This window comes from Micromonospora sp. URMC 105 (assembly GCF_051386295.1).
In the GTDB taxonomy this organism is placed as follows: Bacteria; Actinomycetota; Actinomycetes; order Mycobacteriales; family Micromonosporaceae; genus Micromonospora.
Window position 1 is genome coordinate 13734 of record NZ_JBPQTL010000028.1, and the last position, 19727, is coordinate 33460.

Below are 19727 nucleotides of genomic sequence, written 5' to 3' on the forward strand. Positions count from 1 at the left end.
TCGATCGACATCCCACGATCGAGCCGAAAGGAGTGCGTCGATGCTTGGCACCCCCACCAGGCGCGCACCGGGGATCCGACGGGCACTGACCGTCGTCTCCGCCGCCGCGCTCGTCCTGCCCCTGCTCCTCGGGCCGGCCACCCCCGCAGCCGCCGCCGACCGCCCGACCGTCCAGCCGCTCCCGACGAACCTCGAGGCGATCCGCGCCGCCGAGGCCACCGCGCTCTACGGCGCACCGGCGATCCGCCCGCTGGAGCAGCGCCGCACCGCCCTGATCACCATGGGCGACAGCGAGATCTCCGGTGAGGGTGTGGGCAACTACGTGCCCGGCACCCACCAGAAGGGCAACTGGTGCGACCGCTCGTACGACCAGGCGGTGTTCCGCACCGGCATCGCCGCCGACGAGAAGTACAACATCGCCTGCTCCGGTGCCACGCCGTGGAACCTGATCCGGGGCGGGCCCACCCAGCACAACGAGCTCAACCAGGGCGACCACCTGGCCATCAAGGCGCGCAACACGCACATCAGGTTGATCTGGGTGGTGGTCGGCGCGAACGGCGACGGCACCATCCAGTTCGGTCCGGTGGCCACCGACTGCACCATCCGCCGGGTCTTCTTCCAGGGCCCCTGCTACCCGACCTACACCGACCAGTGGACCATCCGTACCGACGGCAGCCGGCGGGCCGTCGAGGACGCGCTCACCGACATCCGGCGGACCATGACCGACGCCGGCTACCTGGGGTCGGACTACGAGCTGGTGCTGATGTCGTACCCGAGCCCGGGCAGCCCGGACGTGGAGGACAACCCGAACTTCCCCGGCTGGTACGCCGGCGGCTGCCTGCTCTACCTGGCCGACGCCGCGTTTGCGCGGAACAAGGCGGTGCCGCTGTTCGAGTCGGCGCTGCGGGCGGCGGCCACCAACACCGGCACCCGCTACCTCGACGCCAGCCGGCTCTTCCACGGCCACGAGGTCTGCACCGACAACACCTCGGTCCGCGGCCTCTACATCGAGGTCGGGATCTGGGACGAGAACGCGGCGCGGCAGTCGTTCCACCCGAACATCCGCGGGCACGGCATGTTTGCCCAGTGCATCACCCACTTCTGGAACGCGGGCCTGCAGCGGGCCACCTGCTTCGACCCGGCCAGCACCGGGGCCGGCGTGCTCCAGCCGGGGCTGCTGGAGTTCAAGCAGCTGCGCAACGCCGCCACCGGGAAATGCGTGGACGGCCGCGGCTACGACTCGCGCAACGGCACCGTCCAGCAGTCGTACGCCTGCCACGGCGGTCGTAACCAGGGCTTCTGGTACGACCCGGCCCGCCAGTCGCTGCACTCGGAGCTGTCCCACGACCGCTGCCTGGACGTGGCGGGCGGCTCGCTGACCGACGGCACCGCAATCAACATCCATGACTGCCACGGCGGCGCCAACCAGAAGTTCGTCTTCGCCGGCAACCAGCTCAAGCCGGCCGGCGCGACCAACCTCTGCGTGGCGTTCGACAACCCGTGGCTGGGCACGCCGCGACTGCGGCTGGCCGGTTGCTCCACCAGCAGCCGCCAGCAGTGGTCCTTCGAGTCCCGGTCGTTCGCCAACCCGGTCGGGTACGGGCACGACGACTTCATCGGGTCCCGGGTCTACTGAACGTGCGGAGCCGGCGCGGTCCCCCGCGCCGGCTCCGTCCGGGTCACTACTGCTTGGCCGGGACCACGATCAGCCGCGCGACCGTGTTCTCGCCGTCCTTGGCACCCGCCACGCCGATCTTCGTACCGACCTCGACGTCGCTCGACTGGATCGTCGTGCGCCGCTCGACCACCCGGAGCTTGTCGCCGAACGTCCAGGTCAGGGTGAAGCCGTCGGTGGACTTCACGGTCATCGAGTCGCCGTCGACCGCGGTGACCTCGCCGCGCTGCACCACGACGGTCTTCGTACCGCCGTCCTTGGTCTGCACGACGGCCTCACCGTGCAGGGTGTTCTTCCGCAGCAGCACCCGGGCCTGGCGCCGCTTGCGCCACTCCTCGGCCCGCTCACCGCGCTTGCCCTTCGGGCCGGCCTCCGGCTCGGCCGACCCGGAGGCCGACGGCGTGGGAGCGGACACCAGTTCCAGCTCGGCGGGGTCGAACCCCAGGGCGGCGAGCGCCTGGCCCTCCACGCCCATCGCCGCGGCGACGTCGACCGCGGCCTGCTGCGCCGCGCCCTCGGCGACCGGGGCCGGCCCGCAGCCGGTGAGGCCGAGTGCGACCGCTGCGAGCAGCGACGTGGTGACGACGGCGAATCCCTGACGTGCCATGACACTCCCTCTCGTCGGTGGTGCTGCCAGCGTCGCGCGGCTCGATGGGCGGCGGGTCAGGCCGATGTTCGGGTCAGGTAAGGATGGGCGGGCAGCCGGACGGTGAACGCCGCCCCGCCCTCGGCGGCGTGCCCGGCGACGATCTCCCCGCCGAGCCGGCGCACCAGGCCGGCGGCGAGCGCCAGCCCGAGCCCGCTGCCCACCTTGCGCACCCCCCGGTAGCGCTGGTGCAGCGCCCCGCGCTCGAAGGCCACCGCCAGGTCGTCGTCGGTGAAGCCGGGTCCGCCGTCCCGGACCTCCAGCACCCCACCGGCGGCCGGGTCCGCGCCGGCCGGCCGGACCGCGAGCACCACCGGCGCCCCCGGGGGTACGACCCGCAGCGCGTTCTCCAGCAGCCCGTCCACTACCTGCCGGATCCGCCCCGGATCGGTGTACGCCGGGACCGGGGTCGACGGCGTCTCCAGCCGGAACGGCACCCCGACCGCCGCGCACCGGTCCGACCAGGTGCGTTCGGCGTCGGCGGCCAGCCGGGTGAGGTCGACCGGGACCGGTTCCAGCGGGAAGTCCGCCGCCTCCAGCCGGGCCAGCGCCAGCAGGTCGCTGACCAGCCGGTCCAGGTGCTCCGCCTCGGCGAGCATGGTCCGCCCGGTGCCGGGCGCCTCGTCCGCGTCGATCACCCCGTCGGCCAGCGCCTCGGCCCAGCCCCGGATCGCGGTCAGCGGGGTGCGCAGCTCGTGCGAGACGGAGAGCAGGAACTCCCGTTGCCGCCCCTCGCTGGTGGCGAGCGCGGCGGCCAGGCCGTTCAGCGCGTACGCCAGGTCGGCGACCTCGTCCGGCGGCTCCACCGGTACGCGTACCGCCCGGTCACCGGCGCGCAGCCGGGCGGCGGCGTCGGCGGCGTGCCGGATCGGCCGGGCCAGCCGACGGGCGAGGAGCAGCCCGGCGGCGACCCCGGCGGCCAGCCCGGCGAGCAGCGGCAGCCAGAGACTGCGCAGCACCTCCCGCCAGGGGCCGCTGCTGGTGGCCCGGGTCAGCACCACACCGTCCCCGTCGGGCAGGGCCCGCCCCTCGACCAGGGCGCGCCGGCCGTCCACCAGCCGGCGGCCGGAGACGTCCTTGCCGGCGGAGATCCGGTTCAACACCTGCCTGGGCAGCCCGGCGCGGTCGGCCGTGCCGGCGCGCACGACGTACACCTCGATCTCCTGCTGGCGGAGCTGGCGGATCAGCCGGTCGCCGGCGGCGTCGCGCTGCCGTACCGGGCGGACCCGCAGCACGTCCGCGGCGAGGCGGGCCTGGGCGGCGAGCGCCGCCTGGTCGCGGCGCTCCGCCCCGCGTACCGCCAGGGGGACCGCGACCAGAGCGGTGACCAGCACGGAGACCAGCGCCACCGCGCAGGTGACCAGGACCGCGCGGGCGGTGAGGGTGTCGGTGAAGCGGCGACGCGGGGGCGCGGGTGCGGGCCGGGGCCCGAGCACGGGCAGCGCGACGGTGGGCTCGTGCGGCCGGCCGGGGTCAGCCATCGGCCGCGTACCCGACGCCGCGGTGGGTACGGATCACGCTGGCCGCGCCGAGCTTGGCCCGGACCTGCGCCACGTGCACGTCGACGGTCCGGGTGCCGGCGTGCGCCGCGTACCCCCAGACCCCGGCCAGCAGTTCCTCCCGGGTGAAGACCCGACCCGGGCGGGCCATCAGGTGGGCGAGCAGGTCGAATTCGGTGGAGGTGAGCTGGACCGGGGCACCCTGCGCGGTGACCGTGCGGCGGGCCGGGTCGAGGGTGACCGCGCCGACCGTCCGGGCGCGCTCGGCCCCCTCCGGCGCGCCGGCCGAGCGGCGCAGCACCGCGCGGACCCGGGCGACGAGTTCCCGGGGGCTGAACGGCTTGGTGACGTAGTCGTCCGCGCCGAGTTCCAGCCCGACGATCCGGTCGACCTCGTCGTCGCGGGCGGTGAGGAAGATGACCGGCGTCCAGTCGCCCGCCTCCCGCAGCCGGCGGCAGATCTCGGTACCGGCCAGGCCCGGCAGGGCGATGTCCAGCACGCAGGCCACCGGACGCAGCCGGCGGGCGGCGGCCAGGCCGGCCGTGCCGTCCCGTTCCAGGTGTACGCCGAAGCCGTCCCGGCTCAGGTAGAGCCGGACCAGGTCGGCGATGGCCGGCTCGTCCTCCACCACGAGGACCAGCCCGCGTTGCGGGGCGTCGGCGGTCACCGGCCCATGATGACCGACGGGCGGTCACCGGCGAGGTGTGGCCGTGTTCGGGTCAGGTAAGGATGCTCTTCAGCGGGCCGGTACAGGGCGCAGCGTCGGGCCGCCGGCGGTGGCGGGCACCTCGCCGATGGTGGCCACGACCCGCTCCTTCGGCGTGCGCAGCCGGGTGCGGAACGCGTGGTTGAGCAGCGTGTCGAGCTGCCACACCTGCTTCGGGTGCTGGGTGTGGATGACGAACCGCTCGCGGACCCCGTCGATCGCGGTGGCGGCCAGCTCGACGGACTGGGCGCGCGGGTCGGGGCTCCAGGTGACGTTGCTCAGCTCGCGCAGCTCGGTGTTGAGGTGCAGGCGGAGCCGGTGCAGCACCCGGGTCTGCTGGGTGACCACCAGCCGGCGGTGGGTCAGCAGGAGGAGGTATTCGCCGGCCACCGGCCGGTCGGGTCGGCCGCACCGGGCGACCAGGATGGTGGCGTCGCCGGAGCCGACGCACTGCCGGAAGATCGGCATGTGCCGGCTCACGGTCTGGACCGCCAGGCCGGTCTCGGCGGCGGCCGGGAGGAACGTTCGGGAGAAGACGTCCATGACCTGCCCAACGAGCCTTGACCTGGGGTGACGTGGGTCACTACCGACTTTTGGAAGTTCCACGTCGCCCGTCGCACCGCCTGTCCGTCGTTAGACGGACGGACGCGAGAAAGGCTCGGGTCAGCGGGTCGAGACGGTCCTGCTGGTCGACCGGAACGGACCGAACCCGGCCGCGCGTGACGTGGGCCGAGTCGGCGTCACGGTGGCCGACCGGTACCGGGTCATCTGCACCTCGAGATCGAGGTCGAGGTAGTTGCTGTCGATGTTGATCCGGACGCCGCCCCAGGTCTCGTGGTGGTCGCCCTGGTACTGCTTCATCCGCCGCTTCGGCGCCCAGTGGGTCGCCGGGACGGCCGGGTCCGACGTCGTCTGCACGCCGTCCCAGTTGGCGAAGTCCAGGACGTCCGGCCGGACGTGGCCCGGCTGGGTGTAGGCGGCGACGTGGTCCGGGAGACCGGCGGAGCGGGTGTTGGTGTACAGGCCGGACAGATAGCCGTGGTCGTGCAGGCGGGCGGTCCACGCGCTGCTGAACTTCAGCACCGCGGTCGAGCAGGCCGCGTTGCCCGAGGGGTAGCGCTCCATGTCCAGGATGATCGTGCTCCGCTGCGGGAGGCCCAGGCCCCGGGCCTTGGTCACCGCGTCGTCGGCCGCCGCCCGCCCCTGCGCCGCCGCCTGCGCCGGGTCGATCCGCCGCTCGTACGTCGAGCAGGGCGCCTGGAGGCCGACGTAGAGCGGGAAGAACCGCCAGCCCTTGGACTGCTGGCTCGCCACCCACTCCTTGGTGAGATTGGCCTGCGCACAGCCCCGATTGACCCCGCCGATGTAGATCCCGATCGCCCGGTACGGCGACTGCAACCAGGCCGTCATCGTCGCGCCGGATGGCGCGGCGCAGGTGTCGAAGCCCAGCCCGGTGAAGGTGCCCGGATGCGGCCCGGTGTAGCCGGCGGCCCGAGCCGGGCGGCCGGTGGCGCCCACCCCGACGGTGGCGAGGAGCATCCCGGCCACGGCGGCGGTCAGCAGCCGGCGGACGGCCCGCCGCAGACCCGACGGAGCGGAGCTGATCGTCACGGGTTCCCCGTTCTGCGTGTGTGAGGTCGTCGGAGCGGGCATCGACGGGCGACACCGACCGGGGAATCCTGCCCGGCCGGCACCGCGGCTGTCCACCCCGCCTCCGTCCACTGCGTCGTCGGTGGACGGGCGCCGGGACGGGCCGGCGTCAGCGGGTGGAGCGCACCGACCCGGGCCGCACCGTCCGGGTGGTGGGCCGGGTCGGCGTCACCACCCTGGACTTGTACCGCGTCGGTGCCAGCTCCAGGTCGAGGTAGTTGCTGTCGATGTTGATCGTGACGCCGCCCCACGTCTCGTCGTGGTCGCCCTGGTACTGCTTCATCCGCCGCTTCACCCAGTACCTCGCCGGGATGGTGGGGTCGGACACCGTCTTCACGCCGTCCCAGTTGGCGAAGTCCACCATGTCGGGAGAGACGTGTCCCGGCCTCCCGTGGGCGGCCACGTGGTCCTGGAGACCGCCCCCGGCGGTGCTGGTGTAGAGACCGGAGAGGTAGCCGTGGTCGTGCAGGCGGGCGCTCCACGCGCTGCTGAACGAGAGCACCGCGGCCGAGCAGGCGGCGTCGCCCGCGTGGTAGTACTCGATGTCCAGGATGATGGTGCTCTGCAGGACGATGCCGAGGTTGTGGGCGTTCGTCGCCGCGTCGTCGGCCGCCGCCCGGCCCTGGGCCGCCGCCTGCGCCGGGTCGATCCGCCGCAGGTACGTCGTGCAGGGCGCCTGGAGGCCGACGTAGAGCGGGAAGAGCCGCCAGCCCTTCGCCTGCTGGCTCGCCACCCACTCCCGGGTCAGGTTGGGCTGGGGGCAGCCCCGGTTGACCCCGCCGATGTAGACGCCGACGGCCCGGTACGGCGACTGGAGCCAGGCGGTCATCTGGGCGTCCGTCGGCGCGGTGCAGGCGTCGAAGCCCAGCCCGGTGAAGGTGCCCGGGTGCGGTCCGTTGTAGCCCGCGGCCTGCGCCGGCTCGCTCGGTGCGGCGACCGCCGCGGTGGCGAGAAGCATCCCGGCCACGGTGGCGGTCAGCAGCCGGCGGGCGGCCCGCCGCAGACCCGACGGAGCGGAGGCGATCGTCACGGATTCCCCGTTCTGGTGAAGGTCGTCGGCCGGCGGAGCGGGCGTAGGCACGCGCTCGACACCGACCGGGGGAATCCTGCCGGGCCGCCGCGCGGCTGTCCACCCCGTCGGCATCCGTTTCGGACCGTCGCCGGACACGAAGGCGGCGCCGACGGTCAGACAGGCAGGGGCGCGAACAGCTCCCCGAGCCAGCCGGGCACCGCCTCGGCGTACTCGGCGCGGGCCGGGTCGGGGGTCACCAGGGCGCGCTGCCAGGAGAGCGCCCGGCTGACCGTGGTAACCCGCATCGCCAGCGCGGCGGCCTCGCGCAGCGCGGCCCGGTCGTACCGGTCGGTCCACGCCTCCAGATACGCGTCCCGCAGCCGGAGCAGCGCCGGGTCGTCGGCGGCCAGTTCACCGGCGTACGCCACCGAGCGGAGCGTCACCAGCAGCGTGCCGAAGGGGTGGGCGACGGAGGCGTCGCCCCAGTCGAAGAAGCGGTACCCGTCCGCGGCCACGAAGACGTTGCCGTCGTGCAGGTCGTCGTGCTGGATGCTCGGCGGCACCCCGACGTCGGCCAGCCGCCGGCAGAGCGCCTCGAACTCCCCCCGGTACGCCCGCAGCCGGTCGTGCAGCTCCGGGTCCAGCCCGCCCTCCGCGCCGAGCAGCAGCGCCTCCTCGTCGTCCAGCAGCACCGCGAACCGCTGCGGCAGCTCCTGCGGGCGGTGGTCGGGCACCCCGAGGGAGAGGAGCCGCTGCGCGTGCGGCGCGACGGCGAGCTGGAGCGCGGCGTACCCGGGCAGCAGCCGCTCCCAGCGGGTCAGGTCCGGCTCGGCGGCGAGGGTGTCCCGCAGGCTCGGGCCACCTTCGGGCAGCAGCGACCAGCCGCGCCCGGCGTCCACGGCGATCGGGTCGAGCACCCGGCCCGGGGTGAGCCGGGCCAGCTCGGCCAGGAGCGCCGCCTCGTGCCGGGTGCCAGGGTTGTTGGCCTTGAACCAGACGTCCCCGGTGTCGGTGGGCACCCGCCACACCAGGGACCAGGGCCGGACCCGGGGTTGCACCGGGCCGGTCACCCGGCGGCCCTGCCGGCCGAGCTGGTCGGCCACCCAGTCCAGGGCGGACGCCTGCCAGTGCGGGTCGGCCCAGTCGGCCCGGGGCGTCGAGGTCTCCGTCACGCCGGGGAATCTAGGGCGTCGCCGGTCACGCCGTCACGCGTACTCCGGCCGCGCCCCTTGCGTCGGGTAGCCGAGCCGGACGCGACTTGCGGCGTGTCGGGGTGTCAGCGCGGCCGGACAGCCCGACACGCCGCAAACCGCGGCGCCCACCCGTCGGCCACCCGGCGCCCACGGGGCGCCGGGGCGTGGCCGGGGGGCGTCAGAGCAACTCGACGATGGTGGCGTTGGCCATGCCGCCGCCTTCGCACATGGTCTGCAGGCCGTACCGGATGCCGTTGTCCCGCATGTGCTGGAGCATCGTCGTCATGATCCGGGCGCCGCTGGCGCCGAGCGGGTGGCCGAGGGCGATCGCGCCGCCGCGCGGGTTGAGCCGCTCCGGGTCCGCCTCGGTCTCGGCCAGCCAGGCCAGCGGGACCGGGGCGAACGCCTCGTTCACCTCGTACACCCCGATCTCCTCGATGCCCAGCCCCGCGCGGCGCAGCGCCTTCGCGGTGGCCGGGATCGGCGCGGTGAGCATGGTGACCGGGTCGTCGGCGGCGACCACGGCGGTGTGGATGCGGGCCAGCGGCCGCAGGCCGTGCCGGCTGGCCCACTCGCTGGTGGTGACGGCGAGCGCGGCCGCGCCGTCGGAGATCTGCGACGCGGACCCGGCGGTGACCACACCGTCGGCGCGGAACGGGGTCTTCAGCTCGCCGAGCTTCTCCAGCGAGGTGTCGCGGCGGATGCCCTCGTCGGCGGCGAACTTGCCGCCGTCGGCGAGCGCCACCGGGGCCAGCTCGGGGTCGAACGCGCCGGCGTCCTGCGCGGCGGCCGCCTTCTCGTGGCTGGCCAGGGCGAACTCGTCGAGCTGGGTACGGGAAAAGCGCCAGCGCGCGGCGATCAGCTCGGCGCCCACGCCCTGGTTGAACGGCAGCGGCTCGTCGTCGGCGAAGCCCTCCACCCCCCGGTAACGGTCGCGGAGCTGGTCGCTGAACGGCATCCCGCCGCCCACGCTGGAGCCCATCGGCACCCGGGTCATCGACTCGACGCCACCGGCGACCACCAGGTCGGCCTGGCCGGAGGCGACCGCGGCGGCGGCGAAGTGCAGCGCCTGCTGGCTCGACCCGCACTGCCGGTCCAGGGTGGTGCCGGGCACCGACTCGGGCCAACCGGCGGCGAGCACGCCGTTGCGGGCGATGTTCCAGGACTGCTCGCCGACCTGGGACACGCAGCCCCAGACCACGTCGTCGACCTGGCCGGGCTCGATGCCGGTGCGCTCGGCGAGGGCGCGCAGCACGTGCGCCGAGAGGTCGACCGGGTGCACGGTGGCCAGGCTGCCCTTACGCCGCCCGACCGGGGTCCGTACCGCGCCAACGATGACTGCGTCACTCATGTCTACTCCCCGGTAACCTGGCTGCGGTCGATACTACGTCCTCCGGAGACCGCTGTCGTCCGCCCCCGGGAACGGACCGCGTCCGGCTGGCATGCTGGACCCGTGCAGTCTCCATCGTCCCCATCCCACCAGTGGCGGGTGCCACCTGCCCTGCCGGTGGTGAAGCTGGTCGGCGCGGTCGCGCTGGTGGCGCTCGGCCTGCTGCTCTCCGACGGCGACCCGGTCCAGGTGGCGCTGACCGTGGCGGTCGCCGCCGGTCTGCTCGGCTGGGCGCTGCGCGACCTGCTCGCCCCGGTCCGCCTCGCCGCCGACCCGGCGGGGGTCACCGTCGTCCAGGGGTACGCCGGCCGCCGCCACCTGCCGTGGCAGGTGGTCGAGGCGATCACGGTGGACCGGCGGACCCGGCTCGGGCTCTCCACCGAGACCCTGGAGATCGACGCGGGGGAGTCGCTGCACCTCTTCGGCCGGTACGACCTGGGCGCCCCGCCGGACGAGGTGGCCGAGACGCTGCGGGCGGTGCGGGCCGCCCACTGAGCAGCGGCTCAGCCGGTCAGCGCGACGGTGCGGACCAGCACCAGGCCGAGCAGCGCCACCAGGATCACGGCGGTGCCGGCGGCTTGGAAGAACGACCGGCGCATCCGCGGCGCGTACGCCAGCACCCAGCCCATCGCCGCGCCGGTGACCAGGCCGCCGAGGTGCCCCGGGATGGAGATGTTCGGCACGGTGAAGGTGAAGATCAGGTTGATCACCAGGATCGGCACGATCGCCGAGGTGTCCCGGCCGAGCCGCCGCATGATCACGAAGACGGCGGCGAAGAGCCCGAAGATCGCCGTCGAGGCGCCGGCCGACGCCGCGTGCGGGGCGCTGAACAGGTAGGCCGCGACGTTGCCGCCGAGCCCGGCGACCAGATAGAGGGTGAGAAAGCGCAGCGGCCCGAGCAGCGCCTCCAGGTCACGCCCGAGCACCCAGAGCGCCCACATGTTCAGCAGCAGGTGCACCAGGCCGTAGTGCAGGAACATCGCCGTGACCAGGCGGTACCACTCGCCGGCCGCGACGCCGTGCGCCGGGCCGAAGTCGACGTAGGGGGCGTAGCTCAGCACCGCGCCCCACTGGGTCAGCGGGGTGCCGCCACCGAGCAGCCCGCCGAGGCCGGAGCCGCCGACCATCGCGTCGCCGCCCCGGTCGCTGAGGATCGACAGCACCATGGCCAGCACGTTCAGCGCGATCAGGGTGCGGGTGACGAGGCCGCGCCGGCCGGCGGCACCGCCACCGAAGGCGGTACGCGCCGGCCGTACGCTGCGGCGTCCTTCGTTCACGCACTCCGGGCACTGGTGGCCGACGGAGGCCTCCCGCATGCACTCCGGACAGATCGGCCGGTCGCAGCGGGTGCAGCGGACGTACGTCTCCCGGCCGGGGTGGCGGTAGCAGACCGGAGTGGTCGGCACCGGCCCACCGGGGGCGTCGCCGGCCGGCCCGGGGCGTTCAGTCATGCGTGCAAAGGTACCTCGCCCGGGCGATCAGGCCGGGGTGCGCTCGATCTCGACCCGCTCGATCACGACGTCCTGCAGCGGCCGGTCGCTGGGGCCGGTCGGGGTGTTCGCGATCGCGTCCACGACCTTCGCCGACTGCTCGTCGGCGACCTGGCCGAAGATGGTGTGCCGGTTGTTCAGGTGCGGGGTCGGCGACACCGTGATGAAGAACTGCGAGCCGTTGGTGCCCGGCCCGGCGTTCGCCATCGCCAGCAGGTACGGCCGGTCGAAGCGCAGCTCCGGGTGGAACTCGTCACCGAACTTGTAACCCGGGCCGCCCCGGCCGGTGCCGGTCGGGTCGCCCATCTGGATCATGAAGCCGCTGATCACCCGGTGCGAGATGGTGCCGTCGTAGTACGGCCCGCTGCCCGGCTGACCCGTCCGCGGGTCGGTGTACTCCTTGTTGCCCTCCGCCAGGTCGACGAAGTTGCGGACCGTCTTCGGAGCGTGGTTTCCGAAGAGCTCCAGCCGAATCGGGCCAGCGTTGGTGTGCAAGGTGGCGTAGACAGCCTCGGCCACGGGTACTCCTCACTCGTTGGTCAGTTCCATGCGGATCCTCCCATGTGCCCGATCTGGCAGTGCGGAGGCATCCGAAGGTGGAGGATGACGAAGGAACAACTCCCAGGAGGTGGGACCGTGTTTGGAATCGGGCGGCGCAAGACCCAGGGGCAGCTCGCGAAGGCCGAGCTCAACCAGGGCATCGGTCACCTGAGGCAGGCCGCCACGTACGCGGCGAAGGGTGCCGGTGCCACGGTGGGGCCGCGGGTCCAGGCGGCCCGTGGCGTCGTCGCGCCGACCGCCGTCATCGTGCGGGACCGGGCGTCCAGCGGTTTCGCGTCGACGGTCGCGGCGCTCGCGCCGCTGGCCCTGGCCGTTCGTAACGCCCAGGCGCAGACGGCGGGCAAGGTCGTGACCGGCCGCAAGGCCGCCGCCGCCAAGCAGGCGGCGGTGAACAAGAAGGCGAAGGCCAAGAACCTGAAGGCCGCGAAGAAGAAGCAGAAGAAGAGCGGGTCAATGATGACCGGTCTGCTGGCCGCGGGCGCGGTCGCCGGCGTGGCCGGCGCGATGGCCATGCGCCGCCGCCGCGAGCAGCAGGAATGGGCCGAGTACGACCCGACTCAGGGCGTCGAGACCGTCCGCGACGAGGTGGACACCCTGGTCGTGCAGACGCCGTCCGCGAACGGAGGCAAGGTGACCGATTCGTCCACGATGTCCAGCGGCGCCGGCACGGCCGGTGGCCCCACCGGCGCGGGCAGCTCGGCGGTGGCCGGCGGCGACAGCGCCTCGACCACCACCCCCGGGACCCAGCCGGTGATCCACCCCAACGACAAGGTGCCCTCGGTCGCCGAAGGTGCCACGGACGTCTCCGGCCGACCGGCGGACGACCTCGGCAAGGCGCTCGGCAAGAACGGCGCCAAGTCCAGCAGCCGTCGCTGAGCAGGCTGATCGCCGGTGGCGCGGGAGGCGACTCCCGCGCCACCGGCGTGTCCGGGGCCGGCCAACGCACCGGCCGGCCACCGTCGGCCGCTAGCGGCCGGGCAGGTCGGCGGGGTCAGAGCCAGCCGTTGCGGCGGAACCAGCGGTACAGCGCCAGCGAGATGGCGAGCATCAGGGCCAGCACACCCGGATAGCCGTACGTCCACTTCAGCTCGGGCATGTTCTCGAAGTTCATCCCGTAGACCCCGGCGAACGCGGTCCAGACCGCCGCGATGGCGGCCCAGGCGGCGATCTTGCGCATGTCGTTGTTCTGGTCGACGGTGACCTGCGCCAGGCGCGCCTGAAGGATCGAGTTGAGCAGGTCGTCGTAGGAGTTGACCTGCTCGACGGTGCGGCTGAGGTGGTCCAGCACGTCCCGGAAGTAGCGCCGCACCTCCTCCGGCACCTCCCGGTTGACCTGCGCGGTGAGGGTCAGCAGCGGCCGTTGCAGCGGGCTGACCGCCCGCTTGAACTCCACCAGCTCGCGCTTCATCTGGTAGATCCGCTGGATCCGGCCGGTGCTCTGCCGGTCGAAGACGTCGGCCTCGAGCACGTCCAGGTCGTCCTCCAGCTGGTCGGCCACCTCCAGGTAGAGGTCCACCACCCGGTCGGTGATCGCGTACGCCACGGCCCACGGGCCGTGCCGCAGCAGCTCCCGCTTGGCCTCCAGGTCGGCCCGGACCGGGGCGAGCCGGCAGGCGTCACCGTGCCGGACGCTGATCAGGAAGTTCGGCCCGATGAAGAGCATCACCTGACCGGTCTCGACCACCTCTGAGTTCTCGGTCAGCTCGGCGTGCTCGCAGTAGCGGGCCGTACGCAGCACCAGGAAGCTGACCTCGCCGAAGCGCTCCAGCTTGGGGCGCTGCTGGGCCTTGACCGCGTCCTCGACCGCCAGCTCGTGCAGGCCGTACGTCTCGGCGATGGCGGTCATCTCGGCCAGCTCCGGCTCGTGCAGCCCGAGCCAGACGAAGCCGTTGCGCTCCCGGCGGGCGGCCTCCAGCGCGTCGGCGTAGTGCCACTGACCGGGGCGGCGTTCCCCGTCGACGTAGAGACCGCAGTCGACCACGCCGCTGCGTTCCGGCTCCGCCGGCGCCGGGATGCGGGGGGTGCCGTCGGCGTTGAGGATGCGGGACATCGCGCGCACCGGCGCCGCCCAGGCACGAGGGCTGAGCACCCGCCCGGCCTGCTGGTTCGTCGACCGCTCCCGCTGGACCCGGTCCGTCATGGCGTCCCCCTCCCCACGCTGCTGCGGCTTGCAGGCTACGCCCCCGCCGGCCGTGCGGCCCGTCGCCGGTGGGGCCGCCCGTCGCCGGCCGACCTGCCGTCCCCCGCGATGGAGATCATCGGGCCGCGGTGCCGGCCCGCCCTGTCGCACCGGTCACACCGCCCGGCCGGACGTCGCCCGGCAAGCAAGATCACGGCAAGGGGGTGGCGCCGGGCGGGCCGCGCCGCGTTTCAGGGGGGTGAGGGGCGACACGGCCCACCCGACGCCGGTGGGGGCGGGGGTGATGCGCAGCGGCGTCGCCCGCGTACCCGGGGCGCGGCCGGTTGGCCCGGCGCGCATGGGCAGGTGAGCGACGCTCGCAGCATTGTGAGCCGCCGGCCGGCCCGGGGGGTGCCCCGAGCCGGCCGACATCGCCAAATTGTCGGGAACCCGACAGATATATCAGCCCCGGACAGCCGCCACGGCCTCCGCGAGCCGGCGGACACCCTCGTCGATCCGGTCCGCGGTGACGGCGGAGAAGGCCAGCCGGAGCGCGTGCCGCCCGCCGTCGACCATGAAGTCGCTGCCCTTGACCACGGCGACGCCCCGCTCGGCGGCGGCCGGCGCGAGCCGGGCCACGTCCACGTCCGCCGGGAACTCCACCCAGAGGAAGTAGCCCCCGTCCGGCTCCACGAAGCTGGCCTCGGGAAGGTGCCGGCGCAGCGACTCGGCGAGCACCCGGGCGCGCTCGCCGAGGGCGGTCGACACGGTCTCGATCGACCGCTCGATGTCCCCCGAGACGCAGAACTGGTGCACGATCGCCTCGGAGACCATGCCGGGCGAGATGTAGAGACTGGTCGCCTTCTTGGCGATGTCGGCGATCAGGTCCGCCGGCCCGACCAGGTAGCCCACCCGGACGCCCGGGCAGACCGTCTTGGTGAAGCTGGAGGCGTGCACCACCACGTTGCGGGTGTCCAGCGAGAGCATCGACGGCAGGGCCTCGCCCCGGAACCGGATGTCGGCGTACGGGTCGTCCTCGAAGATCGTGAACTCGTACTCGGCGGCCAGGTCGAGCAGTTCGTGGCGCTTCTCCAGCGAAAGCGTCACGCCGGCCGGGTTCTGATAGTTCGGGATGACGTGCGCCAGCCGGGGCCGCACCCCGGACTCCAGCAGCTTGCGCAGCTCGGCGGTGTCCAGGCCGTCCGGCTGGATCGACACGCCGTGGATCTCGCCACCCATCCGCTGCAGGTTGAGCAGGGTGCGGTCGTACGTGGGGCGCTCCACCACCACCGCGTCGCCCCGGCGCACCAGGTGGTCGAAGAGGAAGGCGTCCGCCTGGAGCGAGCCGTTGGTGATCAGCACCTGATCCGCCTCGACGCCGTGCTTCTCGGCGATCCACTTCCGCAGGGGCGGGTACCCGACGGAGGTGCCGTACGCCGTGATTCCGGCGGGGTCGGCGTCGAAGGCACGGACGGCGGCTGCCTTGAGACCCTCGACATCCACGATGTCCAGCGAGGGAGCTCCACGGGCGAACGAGATCAGCTGCTCGGCGGTCATGCGCACGAGCCTAGGGCCTGTCCCGCCCGCTCCGACCGGCATACACGCCAAGTTCAACATGCGGGCAGATGATCGACCGGCAGACGCGAGCGGAACTCTCGTCGGCGCGGAGTTCCGGCCGGTCAGGGGGCCGCCGCAGCAGCTGCGGACGACCCCCGGCCGGGGTCAGCCCACCGCGAGTCGCTGCTGCGACCAGACCCGCATGAGGTCGCGTACGGAGATCACCCCGGCCACCTCCCGACCGTCGAGGACCACCAGGTGGCGGAACCCGCCCCGGGCCATGGCCGCAGCCGCCTCCTCCACCGTCCAGTCCGGACCGGCGTAGACGACGTCCCAGCTCACGTGCGCTCTGGTCCGCTCCACGTCGCAGTCCAGCCCGGCCCCGATCGCGTTGAGCACGTCCCGTTCGGTCATGATGCCGACCCCTTCGGAGTCCGGGTCGATCACCACCGCCGAGCCGACCCGACGGGCCGACATCATCTGAGCGGCCTGCCGGAGCGTGTGCTCCGGACCGACCATGAGCACCTGGTTGGACATGGCTTCCCGAACCTGCATCACGCATCACCCCTTTGGGACGGCGGCACCCGGTACCCACATGGTGGGCCCACGTGGCAGATCGGGACAAGACCGGGCATCGGCGCGCGCGGCGCCCGCTCGCTACTGTCGAGGCGTGCCCCCCGCCCCTCTCCGCTGCGCAGGCGCCCTGAACGACGACCACGACGGCCGCCTCCCGCTCCGGCACCGGCCTCCCGAGCGGAGCCTTTCTCCCACACCCTGGGACATCATCGACGGCCATCCGGGACCGGGCGAGGGCGCCGCCACCGCGCGGGACGACCGCCCGCCCGCCTTCGCCGCCGCGCTGCGGTCGACCCGTTCGTGAACTCCGGCGTCGAGCTGGCGCCGCACCGGTTCGCCGGGCTGGTCGCCCCGGCGGTCGACCGGACCTTCGTCGCGGGCATGCTCGCCGGCCGCGACGGCGGCGGCGCCGAACTGAGCCAGCGGTACGGCGGGCCGGCCGCCACCGGCTTCCTGGTCGAGTTCCGTACCCGGCTCGCCGCGCCGGGCGGCGCCGTCGACGGGGCGGGCTTCGCCGCCGTCACCCGCTACCGGGACCCGGCCACCTGCCAGCGCGCCCTGGACAAACAGGTGGCGCACGGCATGATCGTCCGCCGGCCGGACGGCGGCTTCGCCGCCACCGAGCGTGGCGCCGACTTCCTCACCGAGATCTACCAGGTGCACGGCGAGGTCACCGAGGAGCTGTGGGCCGGTCACGACGACCGGGTGCTGCGGCTGGCCGAGGCGTTCGGGCGGCTGCTGGCGTACGCGCTGCTGCTCGCCGGGGAACCGGACGCCGAGCCGGGGCCGGCGTTCGCCACCATGGCCCCGCCGTACGAGCCGGACGGCACCCCGCCCGGGGTGCTCCTGCTGAACCGGCTCGGCACGCTGCGTTACCACCGGGCCGACGCGCACGCCGCCGCCTGGACCGCCGCCGGGCACACCGCGTCGAGCGTCAGCGAGCTGCCCGAGGGGCCCGAACGGCAGGCGATCGAGCTGGAGACGGACCGCCGGGCGGCCGGCCCGTACGCGGCGCTCACCGCCGAGGAGCGGCTGGCGGTGCTGGCCGACCTGGCCGCCCTGCCCGGTTGACGACGGGCCCACCGTCACGCGGGGCTATCCTCCACGGTGACCTGGAGTCGTACGAGGGAGGACCCCGCATGATCGGGATGGTGCTCGCGGCCGGTGCGGGGCGCCGACTGCGCCCGTACACCGACACCCTGCCCAAGGCGCTGGTGCCGGTGGACGGTGAGACCACCATCCTGGACATCGCGCTGCGCAACCTCGCCGAGGTCGGGCTCAACGAGATCGTCATCGTGGTCGGGTACGCCGCCGACGCGGTCGTCCAGCGGCAGGCGGCGCTGGAGCAGCGCTACGGCGTCCGGCTCACCCTCGTGCACAACGACAAGGCCGAGGAGTGGAACAACGCGTACTCGCTCTGGCTGGCGCGGGAGTACTTCGCCCGGGGCGTGCTGCTGGTCAACGGCGACACCGTGCACCCGGTGAGCGTGGAGAAGACCCTGCTCGCCGAGCGCGGCCCGGGCATCCTGCTGGCCGTCGACACGATCAAGGCGCTGGCCGAGGAGGAGATGAAGACCACCTTCGACGCCGCCGGCCAGCTCACCCGGATCACCAAGCTGATGGACCCGGGCGAGGCGTACGGGGAGTACATCGGCGCGACCCTGATCGAGCCGCAGGTGGCCGACGCGCTCGCCGACGCCCTGGAGGCGACCTGGCGGCGTGACCCCAACCTCTACTACGAGGACGGCTACCAGGAGTTCGCCGACCGCGGCGGCGAGGTGCGGGCGGCGCCGATCGGCGACGTCTCCTGGGTCGAGGTGGACAACCACGCCGATCTCGCCCGGGCGCGGGAGATCGCGTGCCGCTACTAGCCCGTACGGTGCTCACCCCGCTGCACATCGACGTGCGGCGGGGGGCGGTGGCGGACCTCGCCGCGATCCTCGCCGACGGCCGGATCTCCGCCGGTGGCGACGTGGCGGTGGTGGTGGGGCCCGGCCAGGGCGAGCAGATCGCCGAGTTGATCCGCCCGTCGCTGCGCTCGGCGGACGTGTTCACCGTCGCCGGTGGCACCCTCGACTCCGCCGACGACCTGGGCGGCAAGCTCCGGGCCCGCTCGTACGACGCGGTCGTCGGCATCGGCGGCGGCAAGACGATAGACGTCGCCAAGTACGCGGCCACCCGGCGCGGACTTCCCATGGTCACCGTGGCCACCAGCCTGGCCAACGACGGGATCGCCTCCCCGGTCGCCAGCCTGATCAGCGAGGGGATCAAGGGCTCCTACGGGGTGCACATCCCGATCGCGGTCATCGTCGACCTGGACTTCGTGGAGAGCGGCCCGGAACGGCACAACCGGGCGGGCATCGGCGACGCGGTGAGCAACATCAGCGCGCTGGCCGACTGGGAGCTGGCCCGGCAAGTCCGGGGGGAACCGGTGGACGGGCTGGCCGCCTCGCTGGCCCGGATGGGCGCCGAGGCGGTGCTCAACCACCCGGGCGACATGGCCGACGACGCCTTCGTCACCGTGCTCGCCGAGGCGCTGATCTCCAGCGGCCTGGCGATGGCGGTCTGCGGCACCAGCCGGCCGGCCAGCGGTGGCTGCCACGAGATCATGCACGCCGTCGACGCGCTCTTCCCCGACACCGCCTCGCACGGTGAACTCGCCGGGCTCGGGGCGCTGTTCTGCACCTGGCTGCGGGGCGACCGGCGGCGCTTCGCGGAGATGTCGGCCTGCCTGGCCCGCCACCAGCTGCCCCGCCTCCCCGCCGACGTGGGGCTGACCGACGACCAGTTCGTCGAGGCGGTGCAGTTCGCGCCGCGTACCCGGCCGGACCGCTACACCATCCTCGAACACCTGGCGATGTCGCCTTCCGAGACGCGGGAGCGGCTGGCAGACTACGCCGGTGCAATCCGCGACCACTGTGGTTGAGCCCCGTCCCACCGTCGCCGACTTCCACCGGGTCAACCGGGGTGGCGGCCTGTTCAGCGAATCGGTCAGCCAGTGGCTGGGCGCGGTGTTCGCGCTGGTCGCCCAGCGTCTCGGGCTGCGCCCGACCGCGCTGACCATCACCAACCTGGTGCTCGGCCTGGCCGCCTCGGTGACCGTGGTGGCGCTCGCCGACCGGGTCGCCGCGGGCGACGTACCGGCCTGGGTGGTCGGGCTGGTTGCGCTGGTCGGCTGGCAGGTCGCGTACGCGCTGGACTGCGCCGACGGTCAGCTCGCCCGGGTGACCGGGCAGGGCAGCGCGGCGGGCGCCCGGGTGGACGTGCTCTGCGACGTGGCCGCCCAGATCGCACTGGTGGCCGCCCTGTCGGCGACCGCCGTGGCGCAGCGGCCGGAGACGCCGACCTGGCTGGTGGCGGCCTTCGCCGGCACCTGGATGGTCAACCTGGTGACCTCGGTGATGCAGTCCGGCCCGAACGCCGCCAGCATGGTCACCTCCACCTCGCTGCCGGTACGCCTGGTGAAGCTGATCCGCGACTACGGCGCGGTGATCTTCGTGGCCGCGCTGGTGCTGATGGTCGCCCCGGCCCTGACCTTCTGGGTGATCATCGCCTTCACCGTCGTCAACGGCGGCTTCCTCCTCGCCAGCATCGCCTTCTCCGCCCGCGCCTCCCTCCGCTGACCCACCCCCTTCCCCGCCCCCGGCGACCGC

The 19727-nt window shown here is 73.5% G+C and carries 20 protein-coding genes; 7 read left to right on the top strand and 13 right to left on the bottom strand.

Annotated elements, in window-relative coordinates; genetic code table 11:
• Nucleotides 1-40 precede the first annotated feature (40 nt).
• Nucleotides 41-1636, top strand: a complete 1596-nt coding sequence (locus ACSNN7_RS12145) for a ricin-type beta-trefoil lectin domain protein (protein ID WP_436680841.1) — start codon at nucleotides 41-43, stop codon at nucleotides 1634-1636.
• 46 nt (nucleotides 1637-1682) lie between these two features.
• Here the strand turns inward: ACSNN7_RS12145 and ACSNN7_RS12150 are convergent, their stop codons facing one another.
• From ACSNN7_RS12150 to ACSNN7_RS12185, 8 genes are all read right to left on the bottom strand, one after another.
• Nucleotides 1683-2282 carry a hypothetical protein gene (locus tag ACSNN7_RS12150; RefSeq protein WP_436680842.1) on the bottom strand — a complete coding sequence of 200 codons (600 nt, stop codon included), beginning with the start codon at nucleotides 2280-2282 and terminating at the stop codon, nucleotides 1683-1685.
• Nucleotides 2283-2338: 56 nt separating this feature from the next.
• Nucleotides 2339-3802: a sensor histidine kinase gene (locus tag ACSNN7_RS12155; protein WP_436680843.1), complete on the bottom strand. Its 1464-nt coding sequence runs from the start codon at nucleotides 3800-3802 to the stop codon at nucleotides 2339-2341.
• Nucleotides 3795-4487, bottom strand: a complete 693-nt coding sequence (locus tag ACSNN7_RS12160; RefSeq protein ID WP_436680844.1) for a response regulator — start codon at nucleotides 4485-4487, stop codon at nucleotides 3795-3797. Before ACSNN7_RS12160 ends, ACSNN7_RS12155 begins: the two co-directional genes overlap by 8 nt.
• Nucleotides 4488-4556: 69 nt before the next feature.
• The gene (locus tag ACSNN7_RS12165; protein ID WP_436680845.1) at nucleotides 4557-5069 is read right to left on the bottom strand and encodes a hypothetical protein; all 513 of its coding nucleotides are present in this window, start codon (nucleotides 5067-5069) and stop codon (nucleotides 4557-4559) included.
• 120 nt (nucleotides 5070-5189) lie between these two features.
• Complete coding sequence (locus tag ACSNN7_RS12170; protein WP_436680846.1) at nucleotides 5190-6137, bottom strand: DUF1906 domain-containing protein; 948 nt, start codon at nucleotides 6135-6137, stop codon at nucleotides 5190-5192.
• A gap of 148 nt (nucleotides 6138-6285) precedes the next feature.
• A complete protein-coding gene (locus tag ACSNN7_RS12175; RefSeq protein ID WP_436680847.1) occupies nucleotides 6286-7206 on the bottom strand; it encodes a DUF1906 domain-containing protein in 921 nt (306 codons plus the stop codon).
• Nucleotides 7207-7361: 155 nt separating this feature from the next.
• A complete protein-coding gene (locus ACSNN7_RS12180) occupies nucleotides 7362-8360 on the bottom strand; it encodes a phosphotransferase (protein ID WP_436680848.1) in 999 nt (332 codons plus the stop codon).
• Nucleotides 8361-8559: 199 nt separating this feature from the next.
• Complete coding sequence (locus ACSNN7_RS12185; RefSeq protein ID WP_436680849.1) at nucleotides 8560-9732, bottom strand: thiolase family protein; 1173 nt, start codon at nucleotides 9730-9732, stop codon at nucleotides 8560-8562.
• A 102-nt stretch (nucleotides 9733-9834) separates the two neighbouring features.
• Between ACSNN7_RS12185 and ACSNN7_RS12190 the strand changes: the two genes are divergently transcribed.
• Complete coding sequence (locus ACSNN7_RS12190) at nucleotides 9835-10266, top strand: PH domain-containing protein (protein WP_436680850.1); 432 nt, start codon at nucleotides 9835-9837, stop codon at nucleotides 10264-10266.
• A gap of 8 nt (nucleotides 10267-10274) precedes the next feature.
• On the opposite strand, the gene ACSNN7_RS12195 is transcribed toward ACSNN7_RS12190, so the two are convergent.
• Together ACSNN7_RS12195 and ACSNN7_RS12200 are read right to left on the bottom strand one after the other, a co-directional pair.
• Complete coding sequence (locus ACSNN7_RS12195; RefSeq protein ID WP_436680851.1) at nucleotides 10275-11222, bottom strand: rhomboid family intramembrane serine protease; 948 nt, start codon at nucleotides 11220-11222, stop codon at nucleotides 10275-10277.
• 27 nt (nucleotides 11223-11249) lie between these two features.
• Nucleotides 11250-11780: a peptidylprolyl isomerase gene (locus ACSNN7_RS12200; protein ID WP_334453586.1), complete on the bottom strand. Its 531-nt coding sequence runs from the start codon at nucleotides 11778-11780 to the stop codon at nucleotides 11250-11252.
• An 84-nt stretch (nucleotides 11781-11864) separates the two neighbouring features.
• Between ACSNN7_RS12200 and ACSNN7_RS12205 the strand changes: the two genes are divergently transcribed.
• A complete protein-coding gene (locus ACSNN7_RS12205; RefSeq protein ID WP_436680852.1) occupies nucleotides 11865-12698 on the top strand; it encodes a hypothetical protein in 834 nt (277 codons plus the stop codon).
• 115 nt (nucleotides 12699-12813) lie between these two features.
• On the opposite strand, the gene corA is transcribed toward ACSNN7_RS12205, so the two are convergent.
• The 3 genes from corA to ACSNN7_RS12220 form a co-directional block, all read right to left on the bottom strand.
• A complete protein-coding gene (corA, locus tag ACSNN7_RS12210; protein ID WP_436680853.1) occupies nucleotides 12814-13962 on the bottom strand; it encodes a magnesium/cobalt transporter CorA in 1149 nt (382 codons plus the stop codon).
• Nucleotides 13963-14403: 441 nt separating this feature from the next.
• Nucleotides 14404-15498 carry a PLP-dependent aminotransferase family protein gene (locus ACSNN7_RS12215; RefSeq protein WP_334453591.1) on the bottom strand — a complete coding sequence of 365 codons (1095 nt, stop codon included), beginning with the start codon at nucleotides 15496-15498 and terminating at the stop codon, nucleotides 14404-14406.
• A gap of 165 nt (nucleotides 15499-15663) precedes the next feature.
• Nucleotides 15664-16053, bottom strand: coding sequence for a CBS domain-containing protein (locus ACSNN7_RS12220; protein WP_436680854.1), 390 nt, complete (start codon nucleotides 16051-16053; stop codon nucleotides 15664-15666).
• 321 nt (nucleotides 16054-16374) lie between these two features.
• Between ACSNN7_RS12220 and ACSNN7_RS12225 the strand changes: the two genes are divergently transcribed.
• From ACSNN7_RS12225 to ACSNN7_RS12240, 4 genes are all read left to right on the top strand, one after another.
• Nucleotides 16375-17145: a hypothetical protein gene (locus ACSNN7_RS12225; RefSeq protein ID WP_334453596.1), complete on the top strand. Its 771-nt coding sequence runs from the start codon at nucleotides 16375-16377 to the stop codon at nucleotides 17143-17145.
• A gap of 68 nt (nucleotides 17146-17213) precedes the next feature.
• Nucleotides 17214-17945, top strand: coding sequence for a sugar phosphate nucleotidyltransferase (locus tag ACSNN7_RS12230; protein WP_436680855.1), 732 nt, complete (start codon nucleotides 17214-17216; stop codon nucleotides 17943-17945).
• Nucleotides 17933-19000, top strand: coding sequence for an iron-containing alcohol dehydrogenase family protein (locus ACSNN7_RS12235; RefSeq protein ID WP_436680856.1), 1068 nt, complete (start codon nucleotides 17933-17935; stop codon nucleotides 18998-19000). Before ACSNN7_RS12230 ends, ACSNN7_RS12235 begins: the two co-directional genes overlap by 13 nt.
• A complete protein-coding gene (locus tag ACSNN7_RS12240) occupies nucleotides 18975-19697 on the top strand; it encodes a CDP-alcohol phosphatidyltransferase family protein (RefSeq protein WP_436680857.1) in 723 nt (240 codons plus the stop codon). Before ACSNN7_RS12235 ends, ACSNN7_RS12240 begins: the two co-directional genes overlap by 26 nt.
• The last annotated feature ends 30 nt before the right edge of the window (nucleotides 19698-19727 follow it).

Bases quoted from the DNA above. Each gene is read 5' to 3' on its own strand.
- ACSNN7_RS12185 (WP_436680849.1), bottom strand. From the start codon at position 9,732: ATGAGTGACGCAGTCATCGTTGGCGCGGTACGGACCCCGGTCGGGCGG.
- ACSNN7_RS12155 (WP_436680843.1), bottom strand. From the start codon at position 3,802: ATGGCTGACCCCGGCCGGCCGCACGAGCCCACCGTCGCGCTGCCCGTG.
- ACSNN7_RS12215 (WP_334453591.1), bottom strand. From the start codon at position 15,498: ATGACCGCCGAGCAGCTGATCTCGTTCGCCCGTGGAGCTCCCTCGCTG.
- ACSNN7_RS12220 (WP_436680854.1), bottom strand. From the start codon at position 16,053: ATGCAGGTTCGGGAAGCCATGTCCAACCAGGTGCTCATGGTCGGTCCG.
- ACSNN7_RS12195 (WP_436680851.1), bottom strand. From the start codon at position 11,222: ATGACTGAACGCCCCGGGCCGGCCGGCGACGCCCCCGGTGGGCCGGTG.
- ACSNN7_RS12165 (WP_436680845.1), bottom strand. From the start codon at position 5,069: ATGGACGTCTTCTCCCGAACGTTCCTCCCGGCCGCCGCCGAGACCGGC.
- ACSNN7_RS12230 (WP_436680855.1), top strand. From the start codon at position 17,214: ATGATCGGGATGGTGCTCGCGGCCGGTGCGGGGCGCCGACTGCGCCCG.
- ACSNN7_RS12145 (WP_436680841.1), top strand. From the start codon at position 41: ATGCTTGGCACCCCCACCAGGCGCGCACCGGGGATCCGACGGGCACTG.
- ACSNN7_RS12205 (WP_436680852.1), top strand. From the start codon at position 11,865: ATGACGAAGGAACAACTCCCAGGAGGTGGGACCGTGTTTGGAATCGGG.
- ACSNN7_RS12150 (WP_436680842.1), bottom strand. From the start codon at position 2,282: ATGGCACGTCAGGGATTCGCCGTCGTCACCACGTCGCTGCTCGCAGCG.
- corA (WP_436680853.1), bottom strand. From the start codon at position 13,962: ATGACGGACCGGGTCCAGCGGGAGCGGTCGACGAACCAGCAGGCCGGG.